Below are 20851 nucleotides of genomic sequence, written 5' to 3'. Positions count from 1 at the left end.
CTCCTAGTACTTCAAGAGGTTCGCGTCGTCCACCGACGACGACTGGCGGGTGCGGAAGATGGCCGTGATGATCGCGAGCCCGACGACGACCTCACAGGCCGCGACGACCATCACGAACAGGGCCATCACCTGGCCGTCGAGGTTGCCGTTGATGCGCGAGAACGTGACCAGGGTCAGGTTCACCGCGTTCAGCATGAGCTCGATGCACATGAACACGACCACGGCGTTGCGCCGCACCAGGACGCCGACGGCGCCGATGGTGAACAGCAGCGCCGAGAGCAGCAGGTAGTACTCGGGCCTCATCGGTGCTCCCCGGTGTCGGCGGCCTCACCGGAGGCGGCGGTCCGGTCGGGTGCGGGGCGGCCGGTCAGCGCGTGCGCGTCCGGGGTCGTCGTGTCCGGCACGTCGACCGCGACCGACTCGATGATCTCCGACAGCGACTCCGGGGCGATCGAGCCGTCGGGCAGGATCGCCGGGACCGCGACCGAGTTCGCCGTCGCGTAGACGCCGGGGCCGGGCAGCGGGGAGATGCGGGCGTGCTCGCCGCGCAGCCGCTTCAGCACCGTCGCACGCTGGCCGATCTTGGTGTGCTGGCTGCTCTGCGAGCCGGACAGCACCATCGCGCCGAGCGCGGCGACCATCAGCAGGGCCGCGGTCAGCTCGAACGCCAGCAGGTAGTCGGTGAAGATCAGCCGGCCGAGGCCGGGGACGTTGCCGTTCCACCCGAGCCCGCCCTGCGCCAGCCCCGCGGGGGTGACGCTGGTCAGGCCGCGGGCCAGCCCGCCGACCAGCAGCGCGGCCAGCGCCACGCCGAACACCAGCGCCGCGGCCCGCTGCCCGCGCAGGACCTCGATCACCGAGTCCTTGGAGTCCCGTCCGACCAGCATGAGGACGAACAGGAACAGCATCATCACGGCGCCGGTGTAGACGATGATCTGCACGAACCCGAGGAACGGGGCGGACTGCACCAGGTACAGCACCGCGATCGAGAACATCGTCAGGACCAGCAGCAGCGCGGCGTGCACCGCGTGCCGGGCGAAGACCAGGCCGAGCGCACCGGCCAGCGCCACCGGTCCGAGGATCCAGAACGCGACCGCCTCGCCGGTGCTCACCTCCCCGGCCGCCTGGGCCAGGACCGCGGCCGTGGTCATCGGGCCTGCTCCTTGGTCTGGTCCTGGGCGGACACCTTCGCGAGCGTCGGGCCGGAGACGTAGTAGTCCTGCTCGTCGGAGCCCAGGCGCATCGGGTGCGGCGGCTGCTCCATGCCCGGCAGCAGCGGGGCCATCAGCTGCTCCTTGGTGTAGATGAGGTCCTGCCGGTTGTCGTCGGCCAGCTCGTAGAAGTTCGTCATCGTGAGCGAGCGCGTCGGGCAGGCCTCGATGCACAGGCCGCAGCCGATGCACCGCAGGTAGTTGATCTGGTAGATCGCGCCGTAGCGCTCACCGGGCGAGTACCGCGCCTCCTCGGTGTTGTCCCCGCCCTCGACGTAGATGGCATCGGCCGGGCAGGCCCAGGCGCACAGCTCGCAGCCGACGCACTTCTCCAGCCCGTCCGGGTGCCGGTTGAGCTGGTGGCGCCCGTGGTAGCGCGGCGCGGCGGGCGGGAAGTCCTCGGGGTACTCCTCGGTGACGACCTTCTTGAACATCGTCGAGAAGGTGACGCCGAATCCCTTGAAGAAGTCGAACATCTAGCGCGCGTCCTTTCCGGCCGTGACGGCCTTCCGACGCTTCGGGGGTGAGTCGGGGACCACCAGGTCCAGCGGCGGCACCGGATAGTCCGACGCCGGTTCGACCGGTGGTGCCTCGGTCTGCCGGTCGGGCAGCAGGAACGCCACCGCGAGCACGACGGCGAGCGCGAAGCCGATCAGCGACAGCAGCAGCACGTAGTTGTCCGAGCCGGTGTTGACGAACGCCCGGATGCCGAAGATCGCGACGATCCAGACCAGCATGACCGGGACCAGGACCTTCCAGCCCAGCTTCATGAACTGGTCGTAGCGGAACCGCGGCAGCGTCCCGCGCAGCCAGATGAACACGAACAGGAACAGCAGCACCTTGATGATGAAGGCGACGAACTGCATCCAGCCGTACTCGTTGAGGAAGCTCAGCGGCCACGGCCACATGCCGCCGCCGAGGAACAGCGTCACCGCCATCGCCGAGACGGTCACCATGTTCACGTACTCGGCGAGGAAGAACAGCGCGAACTTCAGCGACGAGTACTCGGTGTGGAACCCGCCGACCAGCTCCGACTCGGCCTCGGGGAGGTCGAACGGCGCCCGGTTGGTCTCGCCGACCATCGCGATCACGAAGACCACGAAGCTCGGCAGCAGGAGCCAGAAGTACCAGCCCGACGCCTGCGCCCCGACGATCGTCGCGGTGGACAGCGAGCCGGAGTAGAGGACGACGCCGACGACGGCCAGGCCCAGCGCGATCTCGTAGGAGATGACCTGGGCGGCCGAGCGCAGCGCCCCGAGCAGCGAGTACGGCGAGCCCGAGGCCCAGCCGCCGAGCACGATGCCGTAGACGCCGATCGAGGAGCAGGCCAGCACGACGAGCACGCCGACCGGGACGTCGACGAGCTGGAGCACCGTCTGCTCGCCGAAGATCGTGACCTCGCCGCCGAACGGGATGACGGAGAAGGCGACGAACGCCGGGATCGTCGAGATGACCGGGGCGATGAAGTAGACCTTCTTGTCGGCCATCGCCGGCATGATGTCTTCCTTGAACGCCAGCTTCAGACCGTCGGCGAGGCTCTGCAGCCAGCCGCCGGGGCCGGTCCGGTTCGGGCCCGGACGGTGCTGCATCCGGCCGACGACCTTGCGCTCCCAGTTGATCATGAACAGGGTCAGCACGACGCCGAGCGCGAACAGCCCGACGACCTTGATCAGGATCAGCCAGATCGGGTCGTCGGCGAGCAGCGCCTGGGTGTGCGTCAACTGGTCCACCGGGGCGGGCGGGACCTGGGACAGGTTCACGACGCGCTTCCGTTCCCGGCCGGACCGACCGTCACGAGGTCACCGTGGCCCACCCCGAGCGTGGGGCGGACGTGCGAGCCGGGCGAGCAGGTCGGCAGCCAGACGACGCCGTCGGGCAGGTCGGTCAGTGCGACCGGCAGGGTGATCGCCCCGCGGTCGGTGCGGACCGTCGCCTCGGCGCCCTCGACCAGCGCGAGCCGCTCCGCGGTGGCCGCGTTGACCTTGACGTAGGGCCGCCGCGCCGTGCCGGCGAGCGCGGGCTCGTCGATCTGGAGGCTGCCGTCGTCGATCATCTGGCGCGAGGTGGCGAGGACCGCCTGGCCGTAGCCGGGACGCCGGGCCTGGCCCGCCGTGTGGTCCGGTGCGACGCCGCCGGCGCGGCGCGAGCCGAGCCGCTCCAGCTCCCCGGCCGCGGCGGCCGGGGTCTGGGTGAACAGGTCGGCGTCCATCTCTACACCGAGGGTGTCGAGGACCCGGCAGTCCGGGAGCACGCCGGTCGCGTCGAGCGCGACTCCGAACTCGCGGCGGCGGCCCTCCCAGTTGACGTAGGCGCCGGAGCGCTGGGCGTCCGGGGCGACCGGGAGGACGACGTCGGCGAGCTCGGTGACCGCCGAGGTGTGGATCTCCAGGCTGACCAGGAACCCGACCTCGCGCAGCGCGGTGATCGCGGCCGTCGGGTCGGCCATGTCCTGCGGGTCGACGCCGCCGACGACGAGCGCGGCCAGCTCACCGGACGCGGCGGCGGCGAGGATCGCGTCGCCGTCGCGGCCCGGGGCGGACGGGACGGGGGCGCCCCAGACCTGCTCCAGCTCGGCGCGGGCGGCGGCGTCGGTGACGAGCCGGCCGCCGGGCAGCAGGGTGGGCAGCGCGCCCGCCTCGACCGCACCGCGGTCCCCGGCCCGGCGCGGCAGCCAGCCGATCGCCGCACCGGTGCGGGCGGCGAGCGCGGACACCGCCGAGTACAGGCCCGGCGACTCCGCGGCCCGGTCCCCGACGAGGATCACCGCGCCCGGCTGCTCCAGCGCGGCGACGACGTCGGCGCCCGGGTCGGCGACGACCGCGGCCTCCGCGCCGGGCACCGCGTGCAGCACGGTGGCGCCGGTCTTCTCGGCGCCGTAGCTGGTGAACGGGCCGACCTGGAAGTGGCGCAGCCCGCGCTTCCGGTACGCCTTGCGCAGGCGCAGGAAGACGATGCCCGACTCCTCCTCGGGGTCGGTGCCGACGGTGAGCACCGCGGGGGCGTTCTCGACCGCCGTGAAGGTCACCGAGTCCTGAGGAGTCCCCCCGGCGACGTGCGCGGCGAGGAACTCCAGCTCCTCGCCCGAGTGCGGGCGGGCGCGGAAGTCGATGTCGTTGGTGCCGGCGACGACGCGGGCGAACTTGGCGTAGGCGTAGGCGTCCTCGACGGTCAGCCGTCCCCCGGGCAGCACGCCGATGCCGCCGGCCGCGCGGGCCGCGAGCAGCCCCTCCGCGGCGACGGCGAGCGCCTCGGTCCAGGAGGCCTCCTCCAGCGCGCCGTCCGCGCGCCGGACCAGCGGCCGGGTGATGCGGCCCTGGCTACCGGTGTAGCGGAAGGCGAACCGGCCCTTGTCGCAGAGCCACTCCTCGTTGACCTCCGGGTCGTTGCCCGCCAGCCGGCGCAGCACGGTCCCGCGACGGGAGTCGGTGCGCGAGGCGCAGCCGGAGCTGCAGTGCTCGCACACGCCCGGGGTCGAGCGCAGGTCGAACGGGCGCGACCGGAACCGGTACGCGGCGCTGGTGAGCGCCCCGACCGGGCAGATCTGGATCGTGTTGCCGGAGAAGTAGGACTGGAACGGCTGGTCCTCGGCGATGCCGATCTGCTGCTTCGCCCCGCGCTCGAGCAGGTCGATGAACGGGTCGCCCGCGATCTCCTCGGAGAACCGGGTGCAGCGCTGGCAGAGCACGCAGCGCTCGCGGTCGAGCAGCACCTGGCTGGAGATCGGCAGCGGCTTCGGGAAGGTCCGCTTGGTCTCGACGAAGCGGGAGTCCGACCGGCCGTGCGCCATCGCCTGGTTCTGCAGCGGGCACTCGCCGCCCTTGTCGCAGATCGGGCAGTCCAGCGGGTGGTTGATGAGCAGCAGCTCCATCACACCCTGCTGCGCCTTGTCGGCCCGCTCGGAGGTGTGCTGGGTCTTCACCACCATCCCGTCGGCGACGGTCATGGTGCAGCTGGCCTGCGGCTTCGGCATCGGCCGGCCGCCCATCTCCACCTCGACCAGGCACTGGCGGCAGGCGCCGGCCGGGTCGAGGAGCGGGTGGTCGCAGAACCGCGGGATCACGATGCCGAGGCGCTCGCAGGTGCGGATCAGCAGCTCGCCCTTGGGGGCGTCGACGACCTGGCCGTCGATGGTGAGACGGACGTGGCCCTCGGGGACGGGTGTCTCCTCGGTGGCGTTCCGCTCCGGTGTGAGGGTCATGCGCTCGCTCCGGTCAGTGCGGCCAGCTGCTCCGGGCGGTCCACATCGGGCTGCTCCGCGATGAGGTCCAGGAACTCCTGGCGGAAGTACTTGATGGCGCTGGTGATGGGGCTCGTCGCACCGTCGCCGAGGGCGCAGAAGGAGCGGCCGAGGATGTTGTCGCAGACGTCGAGCAGGGTGTCGATGTCGGTCGAGGTGCCCTCGCCGCGCACCATCCGCTGCAGCACCTGGACCAGCCAGTACGTGCCCTCCCGGCACGGGGTGCACTTGCCGCAGCTCTCGTGCTTGTAGAACTCGGTCCACTTCATGACCGCCCACGGCACCGAGACGGTCTCGTTGAAGACCTGCACCGCGGTCGTCCCCAGCATGGAGCCGGCCTCGGCCGCGCCCTCGAAGTCCAGGGGGACGTCGAGGTGCTCGGCGGTGAACAGCGGTGTCGACGAGCCGCCCGGGGTCCAGAACTTCAGCGGGATCCCGTCCTTCATCCCGCCGGCGAGCTCCAGGAGCTCCCGCATCGTGATGCCCAGCGGCGCCTCGTACTGGCCGGGACGCTCGACGTGCCCGGAGACCGAGTAGATCTTCGGGCCGGGCGACTTCTCGCGCCCCATCGAGCGGAACCAGGCCGCCCCGCCGTTGACGATGGCGGGGACGCTGGCGATGGTCTCGACGTTGTTGACGACGGTCGGGCAGGCGTAGAGCCCGGCGGTCGCCGGGAACGGCGGCTTGAGCCGGGGCTGACCGCGACGGCCCTCGAGCGAGTCGAGCAGCGCCGTCTCCTCCCCGCAGATGTAGGCACCCGCACCGGCGTGCACCACGATCTCCAGGTCGAACCCGGAGCCGAGGATGTCGCGGCCGAGGTAGCCCTTCGCCTTCGCCTCGCGGACGGCGGCGCGCAGCCTGCGGATGCAGTGCAGCGCCTCGCCGCGGACGTAGATCGCGCAGAAGTTGGCGCGGATCGCGTAGCTGGTGACGATGCAGCCCTCGATGAGCGCGTGCGGGTCGGCCATCATCGTCGGGATGTCCTTGCAGGTACCCGGCTCGCCCTCGTCGGCGTTGATGACCAGGTACTTCGGCTTCGCACCGGGCCCCGTGCCGCTGCCGTCGTCCTGCGGGATGAACCCCCACTTCATGCCGGTGGGGAACCCGGCACCACCGCGGCCGCGCAGCCCGGAGTCCTTCACCAGCTGGATGAGCTGGTCGGGGTGGGCGGCGAACGCGGTACGCAGGGAGGTGTAGCCCTCGAGCTGCTCGTAGGTGTCGATCGACCAGGACCGCGGCGACAGCCAGCGCCTGGTCAGGACGGGCGTGATCGGGTCCGGCTTGCGCACAGGCTCTGTGGTGCTCATGCGATCACTTCTTCTCCGGTAGCGCGGGCATCGCCGGCGGCTCGTCGGGCAGCGCCGGGGCGGTCCAGCCGTTCTCCTCGGCCATCCGGGCCCCGCGCACCGACTCGATCGCACCGGACGGGCCCTCGACGCGGGCCGTCGTGTCGACGCCTCCGGCGTCGTCGGTGAACCCGGCCAGCTCCAGCTCGACGGTCCGCAGATCGGTCAGCGGCGCCCCGCGGGTCGGCTGCGGGCGCTCGCCGCGACGCAGGGCGTCGACGAGCTCCACCGCGGACTCGACGGTCTGGTTGTCGAAGTACTCGTAGTTGACCTGCAGCACCGGGGCGAGGTCGCAGGCCGCGAGGCACTCGGCGTGCTCGAGGGTGACCGAGCCGGTGCTGCCGGGCTCCCCCGCCGTCTCCTCGTGGCCCAGCGGACGGTCCTCGGTACCCAGCTGCGTGCGCAGGCGGGCGTAGATGTCGTCGCCGCCCAGCGCCGCGCACAGCGTGTTGGTGCACACACTGACCAGGTGCTCGCCGCACGGGGTGCGCTTGTACATCGTGTAGAACGTCGCCACCGCCGACACCTCGGCGGTGGTCAGCTCCAGCGCCTCCGCGCAGTAGCGGATGCCGTCGGGGCTGACGTACCCCTCGACCGACTGGACCAGGTGCAGCAGCGGCAGCAGGGCCGACCGGGACTCCGGGTAGAGGGAGATGATCTCCGTGGTGCGCTGCCGGGTCAGCTCGTCGAACACCGGCGAGACGGGGCTCTTCTCCTGCGGGGGGACCGTCATCGGTCGCAACCTCCCATCACGGGATCGATCGAGGCGACGGCCGCGATGACGTCGGCGACCTGGCCGCCCTCGCTCATCGCGGGCATCGTCTGCAGGTTCACGAAGCTGGGGTCCCGGACGTGGATGCGGACCGGGCGGGTGCCGCCGTCGGACACGGCGTGCACCGCGAGCTCGCCGCGCGGGGACTCGACGGCCGCGTAGGCCTGCCCCGGCGGGACTCCGAAGCCCTCGGTGACCAGCTTGAAGTGGTGGATCAGCGACTCCATCGACTGACCCATGATCTTGCGGACGTGCTCGAGGGTGTTGCCCATGCCGTCGCTGCCGACCGACAGCTGCGCCGGCCAGGCGACCTTCGGGTCGTCGACCATGACGCGGCCCGGGCCGAGCTCGTCGAGCTTCGTCACCGCCTGCTCCATGATCTTGAGCGACTCGTGGATCTCGGCGACGCGCATCCGGTAGCGGGCGAAGCAGTCGGCCTCGGTGGCCGTCGGGACCTCGAAGTCGTACTGGTCGTAGACCGAGTACGGCATGTGCTTGCGCAGGTCCCAGGCCAGACCGGCCGAGCGCAGGATCGGACCGGACGCGCCGAGGGCCAGGCAGCCGTCGACGGGCAGGTAGCCGACGCCCTCCAGGCGCTGGCGCCAGATCGGCTGCCCGGTGAGCAGCCGGTCGTAGTCGGGCAGCCGGGAGTTCATGACCTTCAGGAAGTCACGGACCTTCTCCTGCCAGCCCTCGGGCATGTCCTGGGCGAGGCCGCCGGGGCGGATGAACGCGTGGTTCATCCGCAGGCCGGTGAGGAACTCCAGCAGGTGGAGCACCTCCTCGCGCTCGCGGAAGCCGGAGGTCATGCCGGTCAGTGCGCCCAGCTCCATGCCGCCGGTGGCCAGCGCGACCAGGTGCGAGCCGATCCGGTTCAGCTCCCAGAGCAGCACCCGCAGGTGCTCGGCCCGCTGCGGGACCTCGACGCCCAGCAGCTTCTCGACGGCCATGCAGTAGGCGCCCTCGTTGAACAGCGGGGCCAGGTAGTCCGCCCGGGTCACGAAGGTCACGCCCTGGGTCCAGGTCCGGTACTCGCAGTTCTTCTCGATACCGGTGTGCAGGTAGCCGATGACCGCGCGGCCCTGGGTGACGGTCTCGCCCTCCAGCTCCAGGACCAGGCGCAGCACCCCGTGCGTCGACGGGTGCTGCGGGCCCATGTTGATGACGATGCGGTCGTCGTGCTCGGCCTCGAGCAGGTCGTCCCAGTCGCCGCCGGTGACGGTGTAGACCGTGCCCTCGGTGGTCTCCCGGCCGGGCGCGGCGTACGGGTCGGTGGTGGCGTCGGCGGTGGTGGGGTCGGCGTCAGTCGTCACGAGTAGGCCCTCCGCTCATCGGGCGGGGGGATCTCCGCGCCCTTGTACTCCACGGGGATGCCGCCCAGCGGGTAGCTCTTGCGCTGGGGGTGGCCGTCCCAGTCGTCCGGCATGAGGATCCGGGTCAGCGCCGGGTGGCCGTCGAAGACGACGCCGTACATGTCCCAGGTCTCGCGCTCGTGCCAGTCGGCCGTCGGGTAGACGTCGACGACGCTCGGCACGGTGGGCGGGTTCGCGGCGTCTCCCATGTCGAGCGCGACCTCCAGGCGCACCCGGCGCCGGTAGGTCATCGACAGCAGGTGGTAGACGACGTGCAGCGGCCGGTCGACCGGGGCGCCGTCCGGCGCCGAGTAGTCCACACCGGACACGCCGGAGCAGAACTCGAAGCGCAGGCCCGGGTCGTCGCGCAGGGTGCGGGCGACCTCGTGCAGCCGGGCGGGCTCGACGTAGAGGGTCATCTCGTCGCGGTCGATCGTGACCTGCTCGATCGCGGCGCGCGGGATGCGGCGCTCGTCGAGGGCCGCGCCGAGCTCGTCGGCGAACTCGTCGAACCAGCCGCCGAAGGGCCGCTCGGCCGGGGCCGGGGCCCAGCCCTGCAGACGCAGGCCGCCGTAGCCGGAGGTGTCGCCGGAGCCGCGGACGCCGAACATGCCCGAGCGGGTACGGGTCTCGGTCATCCTCTGCGCGGGGCGGGCGCCGCCCAGCGCGTCGGAGGGGGTGGCCGCGTCCCCGGGAGCGGCCAGGTCGCCGGGGGCCTCGCCGCCCGCCATCCGCTGCTCCTCGGCCGCGGCGCCGCTCTCCTGCGACGACGAGTGCGCGCCGCCGGTGGGCTCGGCCCCGTCCTTGGAGGTGCCGGTCGGCTCGGTCACGTCGCGTCACCTCCGCGGGCCGCGTCGGCCAGCGACGGCAGCTCCAGGGTCTCCCCCGGCGCGAGCGCGTTCGGGGCCGGTTTGGGCTGCGAGCCCGGCTCCAGGTAGTTCGGGACGTCGGGGGTGTGCGTGGTCTTCAGCGCACCGAGCTGCTTGTGCTTCGGCGCGTACTTGACCGACGACGGCACCATCGGCGTGCGGTACCCGGACTCGGCGAGCTCGGCGGCCCGCTTCGGGCCGAGCGGCTCGTCCATGATCTTGGCGTGGATCTTGAGGATCGCGTCGATCAGCATCTCCGGCCGCGGCGGGCAGCCGGGCAGGTACATGTCGACCGGGACGACGTGGTCCACGCCCTGGACGATCGCGTAGTTGTTGAACATGCCGCCGGAGCTGGCGCACACGCCCATGGCGAGCACCCAGCGCGGCTCGGGCATCTGGTCGTAGATCTGGCGCAGGACCGGCGCCATCTTGTTGCTCACGCGGCCCGCGACGATCATCAGGTCCGCCTGGCGCGGCGAGGCCCGGAAGACCTCCATGCCGAACCGGGCGAGGTCGTAGCGCGGGGCGCCGGTGGTCATCATCTCGATGGCGCAGCAGGCCAGGCCGAACGTGGCAGGCCAGAGCGACGACTTCCGGGTCCAGTTGACCAGTTTCTCGACGTTGGTCAGCAGGACGCCGCTGGGCAGGTTCTCCTCGAGTCCCATGACGGCCTCAGCTCCACTCGAGCCCGCCGCGACGCCATTCGTAGGCGTACGCGAAGGCGATCGTGGCGATGTAGAGCGTGATGGCCACGAACCCGAAGACGCCGACCGCATCGGCGACGACGGCGTACGGGTACATGAACACCAGCTCGATGTCGAACAGGATGAACAGCATCGCCGTGAGGTAGTAGGCGACCGGCACACGACCGCCGCCGACGACCGGCTGCGGGGAGGGCTCGATACCGCACTCGTAGGAGTCCAGCTTGGCCCGGTTGAACCGGCGCGGACCGATCAACGGCGCGGAGGCGACCGAGAACACCGCGAAGCCCGCCGCCAACACGAACAGCAGGACGAGCGGGAGATAGGGATCGAGCATTCCTACACCTTCGTTGTCGCGGCGCCACCGTCGTTGGTGGTGATCGACGAGCCGGTCGCGGCGACCCTATGTCCGGTCCCCTGTGACCAAGAACCCAGGCGAGCCTTACCTGTGACGGGGCGCGGGTCACATGTGATCCGCATCCGTGCAGGTCGGCGCGCTCCGGGTCGCGTGTCTCCCACCACCCTTGTGAAAAAGTTCACGAACTGCGCGAGCAGTGTAGGACGACGTCGCCGTGATCGCGTGGGCGGATCGGGCGACGACGCGGGACTCCTTGCGGCGCAACGCGCTTCGACGCAGGGTCAGTGGGCGGTGACGGCCGGTGCCGGGCTGCGCATCGCGGCGTCCCCTCGCACAGTCGGCCCTCCCGCGGTCGACCTCCCACGCAGCCGACCACCGACCGCCGACCACCGGGCGCAGGGTGACCGGCCGCCACAGCGCCCACCGCTGCACCGCGGACCGCCGCGTGCCATGAGAGACGCGACTCCGGACCCTCCCTTCTCCGAATCCGCTTACCCGGTAAGCGAATTCCGAGAAGGGAGCACGTCGTCGCGTGGTGCTGCCGGGCCCGGCGCAGCGGATCGAGCGCGATCCCCGGGGCCGTGCATTCCCTTGCCAACTCGCTTACCCGGTGAGCGGATTCGCCCGACCCCGGGCGCTGACCCGCGGAAACCCGTCACCGTGTGCACTGTTGCGCGGCGGAGCGGGCTCCTGCAGGGGCGCGAGCCGGTGCACGGACGACCGCCCGGCCGCCGTCGCGACCGCCCGCGTGCAGCGCCCGGCTCCGCCACGGCGTCGGCCCCTGTGTCGCAGGCCGCCTCGGCAGGGCCCGTCCACGAGGACCGTGGCGGGACGGGGCGGCGGGGGCTCAGGCCGGCTTGTACGCCCGGTGCAGCGCGACGGCGCCGAAGGTCAGGTTCCGCCAGGCCGGGCGCTCCCAGCCGGCGTCGGCGATCTTCCCGGCGAGTGCGGGCTGGTCGGGCCAGTCCCGGATCGACTCGGCCAGGTACAGGTAGGCCTCGGGGTTCGAGGAGACCGTGCGGGCGATCGCCGGGAGGGCGTGGCCGAGCACCGCGTTCTGGTAGAGCACGCGGAAGGGGGCCCAGGTCGGCGTCGAGAACTCGCAGACGACCAGGCGGCCGCCGGGGCGGGTCACGCGGGCCATCTCACGCAGGCCGGCGACGGTGTCGTTCACGTTGCGCAGGCCGAAGGAGATGGTGACGGCGTCGAAGCTGCCGTCGGCGAAGGGCAGGTGCAGCGCGTCGGCGGCGGCCTTCGGGACGTCACGGCGGGCGCCCGCACGCAGCATGCCGAGGGAGAAGTCCGCAGCGACGCACCAGGCGCCGTCCTTCGCCAGCTCGACGGTCGAGACCGCGGTCCCCGCGGCGAGGTCGAGGACCTTCTCGCCCGGGCGCAGGCCGAGGGCCCGGCGGGTCTGGATCCGCCAGTAGCGGTCCTGGCCGCCCGACAGCGCGGTGTTGGTCAGGTCGTAGCGCCGGGCGACGCCGTCGAACATGCGGGCGACGTCGGTCGGGTTCTTGTCGAGCTCGGCGCGGGACACGGGCACAGCTTAGGCGACGCAGCCGCCGGCTCACCGCTGTCCGAACCGCCGTCCGAACTGCTGCCCGAACTGCTCGCGCAGCACCTCACGCAGGCCGCTCAGGTACTCGGCGCGCACCCGGACGGCGACGCCCTCCCACTCGGCCGACGGCGTGCTGACACCGTTGCCGTCGCCGGTGAAGGCGCCCATGCCGTGCAGGGCGATCCAGCGGTGGTCGTAGTCGTGCGGCGCCGCCCGGTCCCAGGCGACGGCGCGGACCGCGGCCCGGCGGACCCGGGCCGGGTCGGCGAAGGCCCAGCGGTTCACCGGCTCGCCGAAGCGGTCGCGCAGCACGGCCAGCGCCTGGGCGGCGGTGGTGTCGGTGCAGCGGCAGGCGTCGTAGCGGGCCCGCAGCTGGCCCGCGTAGAACCAGCGGGCGGCCTCGGGCATCGCGCCGTCGGCGACGAGGTTCTCCGACAGCGCGAACAGCACCGGCGGCATCTGCCGGTGCGGTGCGTCGAGGACCTCGGCACGGGCGGCGGCACGGACCGCGGGCGCGGGGTCGAGCAGCCGGGACATCAGGCGGACGGTGGCGGAGGTGTCGACCGTGGCGAGCTCACCACGGGGCGCGACGACGACGGTGCGGCTCATGGGACCACCGTCGCCGCCGGGCCGCGGCCACGGATCCGCACGACTACGCAGGCACCTCCCCGACCGCGTCGACCCGGCCGGGCGGCGGCGTGCCGGTCAGGCCGCGAGGCGCTCCGGGGCCGCGGCGCGGAGCACGTCGCCGTAGTGGGCGAGCAGCTCGTCGCCGACCGCGGTCCAGGTGCGGCGCAGCACCGACTGGCGGGCGGCCAGGCCGAACTCCCGGTTGCGCTGCGGCTCGCACAGCGCGGCGACCGCCCCGACCAGCTCGCGGTCGGCGGCGTCGGTGGCCGGGTCGCCGGGCTCCCCGCCGTCGGGGCGGGGTGCCACGAGGTAACCGGTGCGGTCGGGCAGCACGAGGTCGCGCGGGCCGCCCGCGTCGGGCGCGACCACCGGGACGCCCGAGGCGAGTGCCTCCTGCACGGCCTGGCAGAACGTCTCGGCCTGGCCGGTGTGGACGAACACGTCGAGGCTGGCGTAGATCTGCGCGAGCTCGTCGCCGCCGCGGTGCCCGAGGAACGCCGCCGAGGGCAGCCGCTCGCGCAGACCGTCGGCGCTGGGGCCGTCGCCGACGACGACCAGCCGCGTCCCGGGCAGCTCCCCCAGCACGGCGAGCCGCTCGACCTGCTTCTCCGGGGCGAGGCGGCCGACGAAGCCGACGAGCCGCTCGCCGTTCGGGGCGAGCCGGCCGCGCAGTGCGTCGCTGCGCCGCGACGGGGTGAACCGGCGGGTGTCGACGCCGCGCGCCCACTGGTGCACCCGCGGGACGCCGCGCTCGCGCAGGGCCCCGGTCGCCCAGCTCGACGGCGCGAGGGTCCGGTCGGCCATGCCGTGCAGCCGGCAGGTCCAGCGCCACGCGGCCCGCGCGGTCAGCCCGAGCCCGTACGCGGAGGCGAACCCGGCGACGTCGGTCTGGTAGATCGCGACCGTCGGCACGCCGAGGCGCCGCGCCGCCGCCAGCCCCCGCGCCCCGACGACGAACGGCGCCGCCAGGTGCACCACGTCCGGCCGGAACCGGCGCAGCGCGGTCAGGATCCGCCTGCTGGGCACCCCGACCGGCATCGAGTTCACCACCGGCAGCTCGACGGCCGGGATCCGCACGACCGGGATCCCCTCGTGGGAGTCCGGCTCCCCGGTGCCCGGCGCGATCACCACGACGTCGTGCCCCCCTGCCCGCAGGTGCTCGCACACCCGCAGCACCGAGTTGGTGACGCCGTTGACCACCGGCAGGAAGCATTCCGAGACGATTGCGACGCGCACGGCCGGAACGGTGACGGGGGCGGGACAGCGGGCCGGGTCCCTGGCGTGATCAACCACCCAACCCTGGGCGAACATCGGGTGGGCGGGTCACGAGTTGGCACGTCCGGCACAAGGTGGACACCCGCACGTCGTCGCCGGGACATCACCCGCCCGGACACTCGGGTCGCATGACGGCCGTGCCCCACACCCCGCCACACCCGGCGCCACCACCGGTGCCGTCCCCCCGGCCGGTGGACCCGGCACTGCTCTCCCGCGCGCTCGAGACCGCGGGCCGGCTGGCCAACGACGCCGCCGAGGTGATCACCGCGACGCTGGGTCGCGAGCACACCGGATCGCTCGACGCGTCGGCCAAGGCCAACCCGTTCGACTGGGTCACCGACACCGACCGCACCCTGGAGCGGCACACCCGCCGGGTGCTGGCCGCGGAGTTCCCCGGCTGGCCGGTCGTCGGCGAGGAGTTCGGCGCCGACGCCGGTGCCGACACCGCACCGCTGCGCTGGGTCGTCGACCCGGTCGACGGCACCGCGAACTACGTGGCGGGCCTGCCCTGGTGCGCCTACAGCCTGGCCCTGGTCGACGGTGACGGCCCGGCCGTGGGCGTCGTCGCCGACCCGGGCCGCGGCCAGATCTACGCCGCCGCCCGCGGGCGCGGCTTCCGGGCCAACGGCGTGCCGGTGCCGTCGCGGCGCACCGCCCGGGTCGCCGGGTCGCTGATCTGCGCCGAGGACCCCGACCCCGGGTTCGTCGAGCGCGCCCGCGCCGCGCACGTCGGCGTGCGGGTGCTCGGCTCGGCCGCGCTGGCGATCACCCAGGTCGCGCTGGGCAACGCCGTCGCCGCGGTGCTGACCCGCTACCACGAGTGGGACGTCGCCGGGGCGCTCTGCCTGGCCACCGAGGCCGGCGCGCTGGTGCTGGGCCGCGACGGCCGGTCGACGCCGCTGCCCGAGGGCGGGCTGCTCGTCGCCGCACCGCAGGTCGCCGCCGAGGTCGGGGCGCTCTGGCGGGGCTGAGCCCGGTGCGGGGCGGCCCGGTGCGGTCCGGTCCGGTGCGGTCCGGGCGCCGTCAGACGGTGCCGGTGCGGGCCCGGCGGCGGCGCAGCCACACGTACAGCGGCCCGAGGAGCACCCAGCCGCCCGCGATCAGCCCGGCGACCGGGAGGATCCCGTCGACGGCGGTGCGGCCCGCGACGCGCACGTGCGTCGGGTCGGCGGTGTCGTACTCGACGTAGATGTTCTCGCCCGGGGTGAGCCCGACCGGGTAGGAGATGCCCGCGGCCGGGGTCTGCAGCCGGCCCTCGTCGTCGACGAAGCTGACCAGGGTGCGCCAGTAGTCCGAGCCGTCGAGGACGGTCGCGGCGGTGGTGCCGCGGTTGCCGTCGATCGCCGCGTCCTCCAGGAACGCACCACCCAGGGCCACCAGCGCGACCAGCGTCCACGCCAGTGCGACGGCCAGGACGATCTCGGGCAGGTGGTACCGCGTCCGGCCGATGAGACGGGCCGCCACGGCCGAGGTCTCGGTCAGCACATCGCCGGTGGGACGGCCGCTCGGACTGGTCACGGGACCCGATTCTAGGAGCGCTCCGGCACCCGGGTGTGTCCGGTGCCTCCCACCCTGGCGCCCGCCCCGGCCGAGGAAGTTGCCTACTCTCGAAGGGTGACCGTCGCACCGGCCAGCACCGCGTTGCGCGTCCGGACACGCCCGCTGCGGCTCGACGGGCGGCTGCTGGACGTGCTGCCCGCCGACGCCGGGGCGCTGTCCTGGGTGCGCCAGGGCGAGGGCGTGGTCGGCTGGGGCGAGGTCGCGCGGTTCACCGCGTCGGGGCCCGAGCGCTTCGCCGAGGCCGACCGTTGGTGGCGCCGCGTGGTCGACCGGCTCGACGCCGGCGCCGGCTACGACGACGTCCGCCTCCCCGGCACCGGCGCCCTCGCGTTCGCGTCGTTCACCTTCGCCGACGGCTGCCCGGGCTCGGTGCTCGTCGTACCGCGGGTGATCGTCGGGCGGCGCGGGCACCGCGCCTGGATCACCGAGATCACCCCCGCCGACGCCCCGGAGACCCCGGGCAGGCTGCCGGTCCCGTCGCCGGTGCGCCCGAGTGGACGGCTGCGCTACGCCGACGGCCAGGTGTCCGCGCACCGGTACCGGGCCGCCGTCGCCGCGGCGGTCGGGCGGATGCGCGACGGGGAGCTGGAGAAGGTGGTGCTCGCGCACGACCTGCTCGCCGTCGCCGACCGCCCGCTGGACCCCCGGTTCCTGCTCCGCGGCCTCGCCCGGCGCTACCCGACGTGCTGGAGCTACGCCGTCGACGGCCTGGTCGGCGCCACCCCCGAGCTGCTGTTGCGGCTGCGCGGGCGGACCGTGGAGTCGCGGGTGCTGGCGGGCACGATGTGGCCCGGCTCCGGGTCGGACGGCGACACCGCGGGCGCGCTGATCGGCTCGTCGAAGGACCGCCGCGAGCACGCCTACGCCGTGGATTCCCTCGCCGCGTCGCTGCGCCCCCTGGTGGCCGAGCTGCACGTACCGGATGCGCCGTCGGTGCTGACCCTGCCGAACGTGTCGCACCTGTCCAGCGACGTGCACGCCCGCCTCGATCCGGCCCGGCCCGCGTCGCTGCTGACGCTGATCGGAGCGGTGCACCCGACGGCCGCCGTCGGCGGCACCCCGACCCCGGACGCGACGGCGCTGATCTCCGACATCGAGGGTCTCGACCGCGGCCGCTACGCGGGCCCGGTCGGCTGGGTCGACGCCGAGGGCGCGGGCGAGATGGGCATCGCGCTGCGCTGTGCCGAGCTGCAGGGACGCACGGCGCGGCTGTTCGCCGGGTGCGGGATCGTCGCCGACTCCGAGCCCGACGGCGAGGTGCGCGAGGCCGCCGCCAAGATGCGCGCGGTCCGCGAGTCCCTGGAGGGCTGAGCCCGGCCCGGGCCGGGCGGACGCCGTGTCCGCCGGGGCGTGGCAGCACGTGCTGCGGCGCGGACGCGGGCGGGACCGGCTCAGTCCAGCGCCGCGGCGACCACCCGGCGGAGCTCGGCGTGCGCGTCGCGCAGCCCGGCGCGGTGCGCCGCGACCCGGACCAGCCGCCGTCCCGAGCCGGGGCGGGCCGCGAGCTCGCCCGCGTCGCCGCCCCAGTCAGCCGCCCGCCAGCCCGCCGCCCGGGCCAGGGCCACGAGGTCGACGCCGGTCGGCGTGCCGAAGACGCGCTCGAAGGCGTGGGCGTGCGACGGGCCGCCCTGTTCGAGCAGGTGGAAGATGCCGCCGCCGTCGTCGTCGAGGACGGTGACGGTCAGGTCCGGGGACGGCTCCCCCGGGCCCACGACCAGTCCGGTGGAGTCGTGCAGCAGCGTGAGATCGCCGAGCAGCAGCGCCGTCGGGCCCGGGTGGGCGAGCGCGGCGCCGAGGGCGGTCGACACCGTCCCGTCGATGCCCGCGACCCCGCGGTTCGACCGCACGGTGAGCCCGGGGCGGGGCACGGCGGCCAGCGCGACGTCGCGCACCGGGTTCGACGAGCCGAGGACGAGCTGGCCGCCGTCGGGCTGGGCCGCGACGAGGTCGCGGGCCAGCCGCAGGCCGGGTGCGCCGGCGGCGGTGCCGTCGTCGAGCGCGGTGTCGAGGGACTTGGCCGCGGCCCGGTCCGCGTCGCGCCAGGACCGCACCCAGTCCTCGGGCGGGGACAGCGCGGGCAGCGCACCGACGGCCCGGACCGTGCCGGCGACGTCGGTCCACGGGGCGCCGTCCGGACCGGGATCGGCGAACACCGCCACCGACGGGTCGGCGAGCAGCGCGGCGACGCCCCGGTGCAGGGTGGGCCTGCCGAGCACGACGACCTGGGTGGGGCGCAGCTCCGGCCGGTCGAGCAGCCACGGCCCGGTGCGCAGCGCGTGCGCCCACCAGCACGACGACGGCTCCGCGACCAGAGGGGCCCCGCCGAGCAGGCCGGGGTCCGCGGCGGGCCCGCCCGCCCCGGCGACGACGAGCGTGCGCGCCCCCGGGTCGAGCTCCAGCGGGGGCAGCGCGCGGACCGGGCGGGACACGGCGGTCCACGGCGCACCGCCGGGCCGTCCGGCGGGGAGGTCCGCGCCCGGCAGACCGGCGTCGTGGTGCCCGGTGTCCGGCCCGGGCGGGTCGTCGTCGGGCACGAGCGGGTCGGTGTAGGGCAGGTCCAGGTGCACCGGGCCGGGCGCGCCCGCGCCGGCACCGACGGCCGCGGCGAGCATCCGCGCGACGACCGCCCGCCAGCGCCGCGCCTCCGGCTCGGTGGTGCCCACCGGCACCGGCAGCGCGCCCGCCCAGCGCACGGCGCCGCCGTACAGACCGGCCTGGTCGACGGTCTGGCTGGCGCCGGTGCCGACGAGCTCCGGCGGCCGGTCCGCGGTCAGGACCAGCAGCGGGACCCCCGAGTGCGACGCCTCCAGCACCGCGGGGTGCAGGTTCGCCGCGGCCGTCCCGGACGTGACGACGACCGGGACCGGGCGGCCCGACGCCAGCGACAGGCCGAGCGCGAGGAAGCCCGCGGCACGTTCGTCGATGCGCACGTGCAGGCGGACCGTGCCCCGCTCGTCGGCCCGGGCCAGCGCGAACGCGGGTGGCGCGTTGCGGGAGCCGGGGCACAGGACCGCGTCGGTGACACCGGCCCGCGCCAGCTCGTCGACGAGTACGCGCGCCTGCGCGGTCGAGCCGTTCACCCCATCACCCCTCACGACGACGGTACCGGCGTACCGCCCGCGATCCCCACCGAGGCCGGTCGGCTGAGGCACGGATCATCGTCGTACCGGCCGGTTCAGGGCCGCAGGTACTCGAACGGGGTGGCCACGGTGGCCCCGGGCAGCTGCTCCGCCGTCCGCTCGGCGGCCGCGCGCAGGAACGTGCCGGGATCGGTCATCGGGCCGCCGCCCAGCCCGTCGAGGCAGGCGCGGTGCGCGGACGGCGACGCGACGGCGACGGAGCCGCCGTACTCCATGTCGTCGGGATGGGCGACGACCACCAGCGCCCGGTCGAAGTCCTCCGGCAGGGGCAACAGGTCGGCCATGTGGCCCAGTCCGCCGCGCAGCCGCGACCGGGTGTGGCCGGGCCACGTCACGGTCGGGGTACCGATGTGGCCGGAACCGGTGAAAACGGCGCACCGCGGCCCTACCGTGACGCCACCGCAGATGTCCGTCGATGGGGAGGGACCGTGTCCGACACGCACGCCGGCGCCACCGCGCCGGGATCACCGACGCCACCGGCGTCCGACCAGCCGCACACGCCGATCGCGAAGGTCGTCGCGGGGAGCATGCTGGGCACGACCGTCGAGTGGTACGACTACTTCCTCTACGGCGTCGCCGCCGCCCTGGTGTTCCCGGCGGTGTTCTTCCCCGAGTCCGACGGCGCGACCGGGACCCTGCTCTCGCTCGGCACGTTCGCGGTCGGGTTCATCGCGCGCCCGGTGGGCGGCCTGGTCTTCGGCCACTACGGCGACAAGATCGGCCGCAAGAAGCTGCTGGTCCTGTCGCTGATGATGATGGGCGCCTCGACGTTCGCGATCGGCCTGCTGCCGGCCTACGCCACGATCGGGATCGCCGCGCCGCTGCTGCTCGTCGTGCTGCGGCTGATCCAGGGCTTCGCGCTGGGCGGTGAGTGGGGCGGCGCGGTCCTCATCGTCTCCGAGCACGGGAAGCCCGAGCACCGTGGGTTCTGGGCGAGCTGGCCGCAGGCCGGTGCCCCGGCCGGTCAGCTGCTGGCCAACGGCCTGCTCGCGATCATGGCGCTGGTGCAGTCCGAGGAGGCGTTCCTGGCCTGGGGCTGGCGGATCCCGTTCCTGCTGTCCGCGGTGCTGGTCCTGATCGGCCTCTACGTCCGCCTCGCCGTCGAGGAGTCCCCGGTCTTCCGGGAGGCGCAGGCCAGGGCCGCCGCGCGGGCCGCGGCCGGCGAGAAGGACACCATGCCGATCCTGGACGTCCTGCGGCTCTACCCGCGCGAGGTCCTCACCGCGATGGGCGCCCGGTTCGCGGAGAACGTCTCGTACTACATCTTCACGATCGTCATCTCGACGTACGTGAAGGAGCAGTTCGGGCTGCCGTCGTCGTTCGTGCTGGGCGCGGTGCTGATCGGTGCCGCGGTGCACCTGGTGACCACCCCCATGTGGGGTGCGGTCTCCGACCGGGTCGGCCGCAAGCCGGTCTACCTGTTCGGCGCCGCCGGCGTCGGTGTCTGGGCGTTCGTGTTCTTCTTCCTGGTGGACACGCAGAGCTTCGCCCTCACCGCCGTCGCGGTGACGGTCGGGCTGGTGTTGCACGGCGCGATGTACGGCCCGCAGGCGGCGTTCCTGTCCGAGCTGTTCGGCACCAGGGTGCGCTACTCGGGCATCTCGATCGGCTACCAGCTGGCGTCGGTGTTCGCGGGCGGCCTGGCCCCGCTGATCGCGGCGTCGCTGCTGGTCGCGACGGGTACCGGCTACTCGATCGCCGTGTACATCGCGGTCGCGTCGGTGGTCACGATCATCGCCGTGGCGAGCTACTCGGAGACCCGTACCCGGCGCCTCGACGAGGACGACGCGCTGACCAGGACCTGATCCGGTATGTACCACCCGAACCGCGCCGCGGTCC

At 73.7% G+C, this 20851-nt stretch carries 19 protein-coding genes and 1 pseudogene; 3 read left to right on the top strand and 17 right to left on the bottom strand.

What is annotated here, in order from left to right; genetic code table 11:
* Window positions 1-3: 3 nt before the first annotated feature.
* The 14 genes from nuoK to KPF22_RS05275 all read right to left on the bottom strand — a co-directional run bounded on the left by nuoK (window position 4) and on the right by KPF22_RS05275 (window position 14273).
* The gene (gene nuoK, locus KPF22_RS05340; protein ID WP_060710483.1) at window positions 4-303 is read right to left on the bottom strand and encodes an NADH-quinone oxidoreductase subunit NuoK; all 300 of its coding nucleotides are present in this window, start codon (window positions 301-303) and stop codon (window positions 4-6) included.
* Window positions 300-1151: an NADH-quinone oxidoreductase subunit J gene (locus KPF22_RS05335; RefSeq protein WP_062397973.1), complete on the bottom strand. Its 852-nt coding sequence runs from the start codon at window positions 1149-1151 to the stop codon at window positions 300-302. Before KPF22_RS05335 ends, nuoK begins: the two co-directional genes overlap by 4 nt.
* On the bottom strand, window positions 1148-1687 hold the full coding sequence (nuoI, locus tag KPF22_RS05330; protein WP_100878766.1) for an NADH-quinone oxidoreductase subunit NuoI: 540 nt from the start codon (window positions 1685-1687) through the stop codon (window positions 1148-1150). The genes KPF22_RS05335 and nuoI overlap by 4 nt, the downstream gene beginning before the upstream one ends.
* Window positions 1688-2932, bottom strand: coding sequence for an NADH-quinone oxidoreductase subunit NuoH (gene nuoH / locus KPF22_RS05325; protein ID WP_062403806.1), 1245 nt, complete (start codon window positions 2930-2932; stop codon window positions 1688-1690).
* A gap of 35 nt (window positions 2933-2967) precedes the next feature.
* Window positions 2968-5409 (bottom strand): NADH-quinone oxidoreductase subunit G, encoded by a 2442-nt coding sequence (locus KPF22_RS05320; RefSeq protein ID WP_224401388.1) that lies wholly within the window; start codon window positions 5407-5409, stop codon window positions 2968-2970.
* Window positions 5406-6755 carry an NADH-quinone oxidoreductase subunit NuoF gene (nuoF, locus tag KPF22_RS05315; RefSeq protein ID WP_224401387.1) on the bottom strand — a complete coding sequence of 450 codons (1350 nt, stop codon included), beginning with the start codon at window positions 6753-6755 and terminating at the stop codon, window positions 5406-5408. The genes KPF22_RS05320 and nuoF overlap by 4 nt, the downstream gene beginning before the upstream one ends.
* A gap of 4 nt (window positions 6756-6759) precedes the next feature.
* Window positions 6760-7527, bottom strand: coding sequence for an NADH-quinone oxidoreductase subunit NuoE (gene nuoE, locus KPF22_RS05310; protein ID WP_208818964.1), 768 nt, complete (start codon window positions 7525-7527; stop codon window positions 6760-6762).
* Window positions 7524-8879 carry an NADH-quinone oxidoreductase subunit D gene (locus KPF22_RS05305; RefSeq protein WP_208818963.1) on the bottom strand — a complete coding sequence of 452 codons (1356 nt, stop codon included), beginning with the start codon at window positions 8877-8879 and terminating at the stop codon, window positions 7524-7526. The genes nuoE and KPF22_RS05305 overlap by 4 nt, the downstream gene beginning before the upstream one ends.
* Window positions 8876-9649 carry an NADH-quinone oxidoreductase subunit C gene (locus tag KPF22_RS05300; protein ID WP_208819008.1) on the bottom strand — a complete coding sequence of 258 codons (774 nt, stop codon included), beginning with the start codon at window positions 9647-9649 and terminating at the stop codon, window positions 8876-8878. Before KPF22_RS05300 ends, KPF22_RS05305 begins: the two co-directional genes overlap by 4 nt.
* Window positions 9650-9744: 95 nt before the next feature.
* On the bottom strand, window positions 9745-10452 hold the full coding sequence (locus KPF22_RS05295; RefSeq protein WP_062397985.1) for an NADH-quinone oxidoreductase subunit B family protein: 708 nt from the start codon (window positions 10450-10452) through the stop codon (window positions 9745-9747).
* A gap of 7 nt (window positions 10453-10459) precedes the next feature.
* Window positions 10460-10825: an NADH-quinone oxidoreductase subunit A gene (locus KPF22_RS05290; protein ID WP_062397987.1), complete on the bottom strand. Its 366-nt coding sequence runs from the start codon at window positions 10823-10825 to the stop codon at window positions 10460-10462.
* Between the two features lie 868 nt (window positions 10826-11693).
* A complete protein-coding gene (locus tag KPF22_RS05285; protein ID WP_062403809.1) occupies window positions 11694-12386 on the bottom strand; it encodes a demethylmenaquinone methyltransferase in 693 nt (230 codons plus the stop codon).
* A 30-nt stretch (window positions 12387-12416) separates the two neighbouring features.
* Complete coding sequence (locus KPF22_RS05280; protein ID WP_208818962.1) at window positions 12417-13016, bottom strand: hypothetical protein; 600 nt, start codon at window positions 13014-13016, stop codon at window positions 12417-12419.
* 96 nt (window positions 13017-13112) lie between these two features.
* On the bottom strand, window positions 13113-14273 hold the full coding sequence (locus KPF22_RS05275) for a glycosyltransferase family 1 protein (RefSeq protein ID WP_208818961.1): 1161 nt from the start codon (window positions 14271-14273) through the stop codon (window positions 13113-13115).
* A 167-nt stretch (window positions 14274-14440) separates the two neighbouring features.
* Here KPF22_RS05275 and KPF22_RS05270 point away from each other — a divergent pair, with 167 nt between their 5' ends.
* The gene (locus KPF22_RS05270; RefSeq protein WP_208818960.1) at window positions 14441-15283 is read left to right on the top strand and encodes an inositol monophosphatase; all 843 of its coding nucleotides are present in this window, start codon (window positions 14441-14443) and stop codon (window positions 15281-15283) included.
* Between the two features lie 52 nt (window positions 15284-15335).
* On the opposite strand, the gene KPF22_RS05265 is transcribed toward KPF22_RS05270, so the two are convergent.
* Window positions 15336-15830, bottom strand: a complete 495-nt coding sequence (locus KPF22_RS05265) for a DUF3592 domain-containing protein (RefSeq protein ID WP_208818959.1) — start codon at window positions 15828-15830, stop codon at window positions 15336-15338.
* Window positions 15831-15926: 96 nt separating this feature from the next.
* Between KPF22_RS05265 and KPF22_RS05260 the strand changes: the two genes are divergently transcribed.
* Window positions 15927-17183 (top strand): isochorismate synthase MenF, encoded by a 1257-nt coding sequence (locus KPF22_RS05260; RefSeq protein WP_224401386.1) that lies wholly within the window; start codon window positions 15927-15929, stop codon window positions 17181-17183.
* Window positions 17184-17263: 80 nt separating this feature from the next.
* On the opposite strand, the gene menD is transcribed toward KPF22_RS05260, so the two are convergent.
* Both menD and KPF22_RS05250 read right to left on the bottom strand, forming a co-directional pair.
* The gene (gene menD / locus KPF22_RS05255) at window positions 17264-18952 is read right to left on the bottom strand and encodes a 2-succinyl-5-enolpyruvyl-6-hydroxy-3-cyclohexene-1-carboxylic-acid synthase (protein ID WP_208818957.1); all 1689 of its coding nucleotides are present in this window, start codon (window positions 18950-18952) and stop codon (window positions 17264-17266) included.
* Window positions 18953-19197: 245 nt separating this feature from the next.
* Window positions 19198-19296, bottom strand: a pseudogene (locus KPF22_RS05250) (PIG-L family deacetylase); the annotation flags it as partial.
* Between the two features lie 243 nt (window positions 19297-19539).
* Between KPF22_RS05250 and KPF22_RS05245 the strand changes: the two are divergent.
* On the top strand, window positions 19540-20817 hold the full coding sequence (locus KPF22_RS05245; protein ID WP_208819007.1) for an MFS transporter: 1278 nt from the start codon (window positions 19540-19542) through the stop codon (window positions 20815-20817).
* The last annotated feature ends 34 nt before the right edge of the window (window positions 20818-20851 follow it).

The organism is Pseudonocardia sp. ICBG1034, from assembly GCF_020131375.1.
Classification (GTDB): domain Bacteria; phylum Actinomycetota; class Actinomycetes; order Mycobacteriales; family Pseudonocardiaceae; genus Pseudonocardia; species Pseudonocardia alni.
This window is presented reverse-complemented; position numbering and strand designations above follow the sequence as displayed.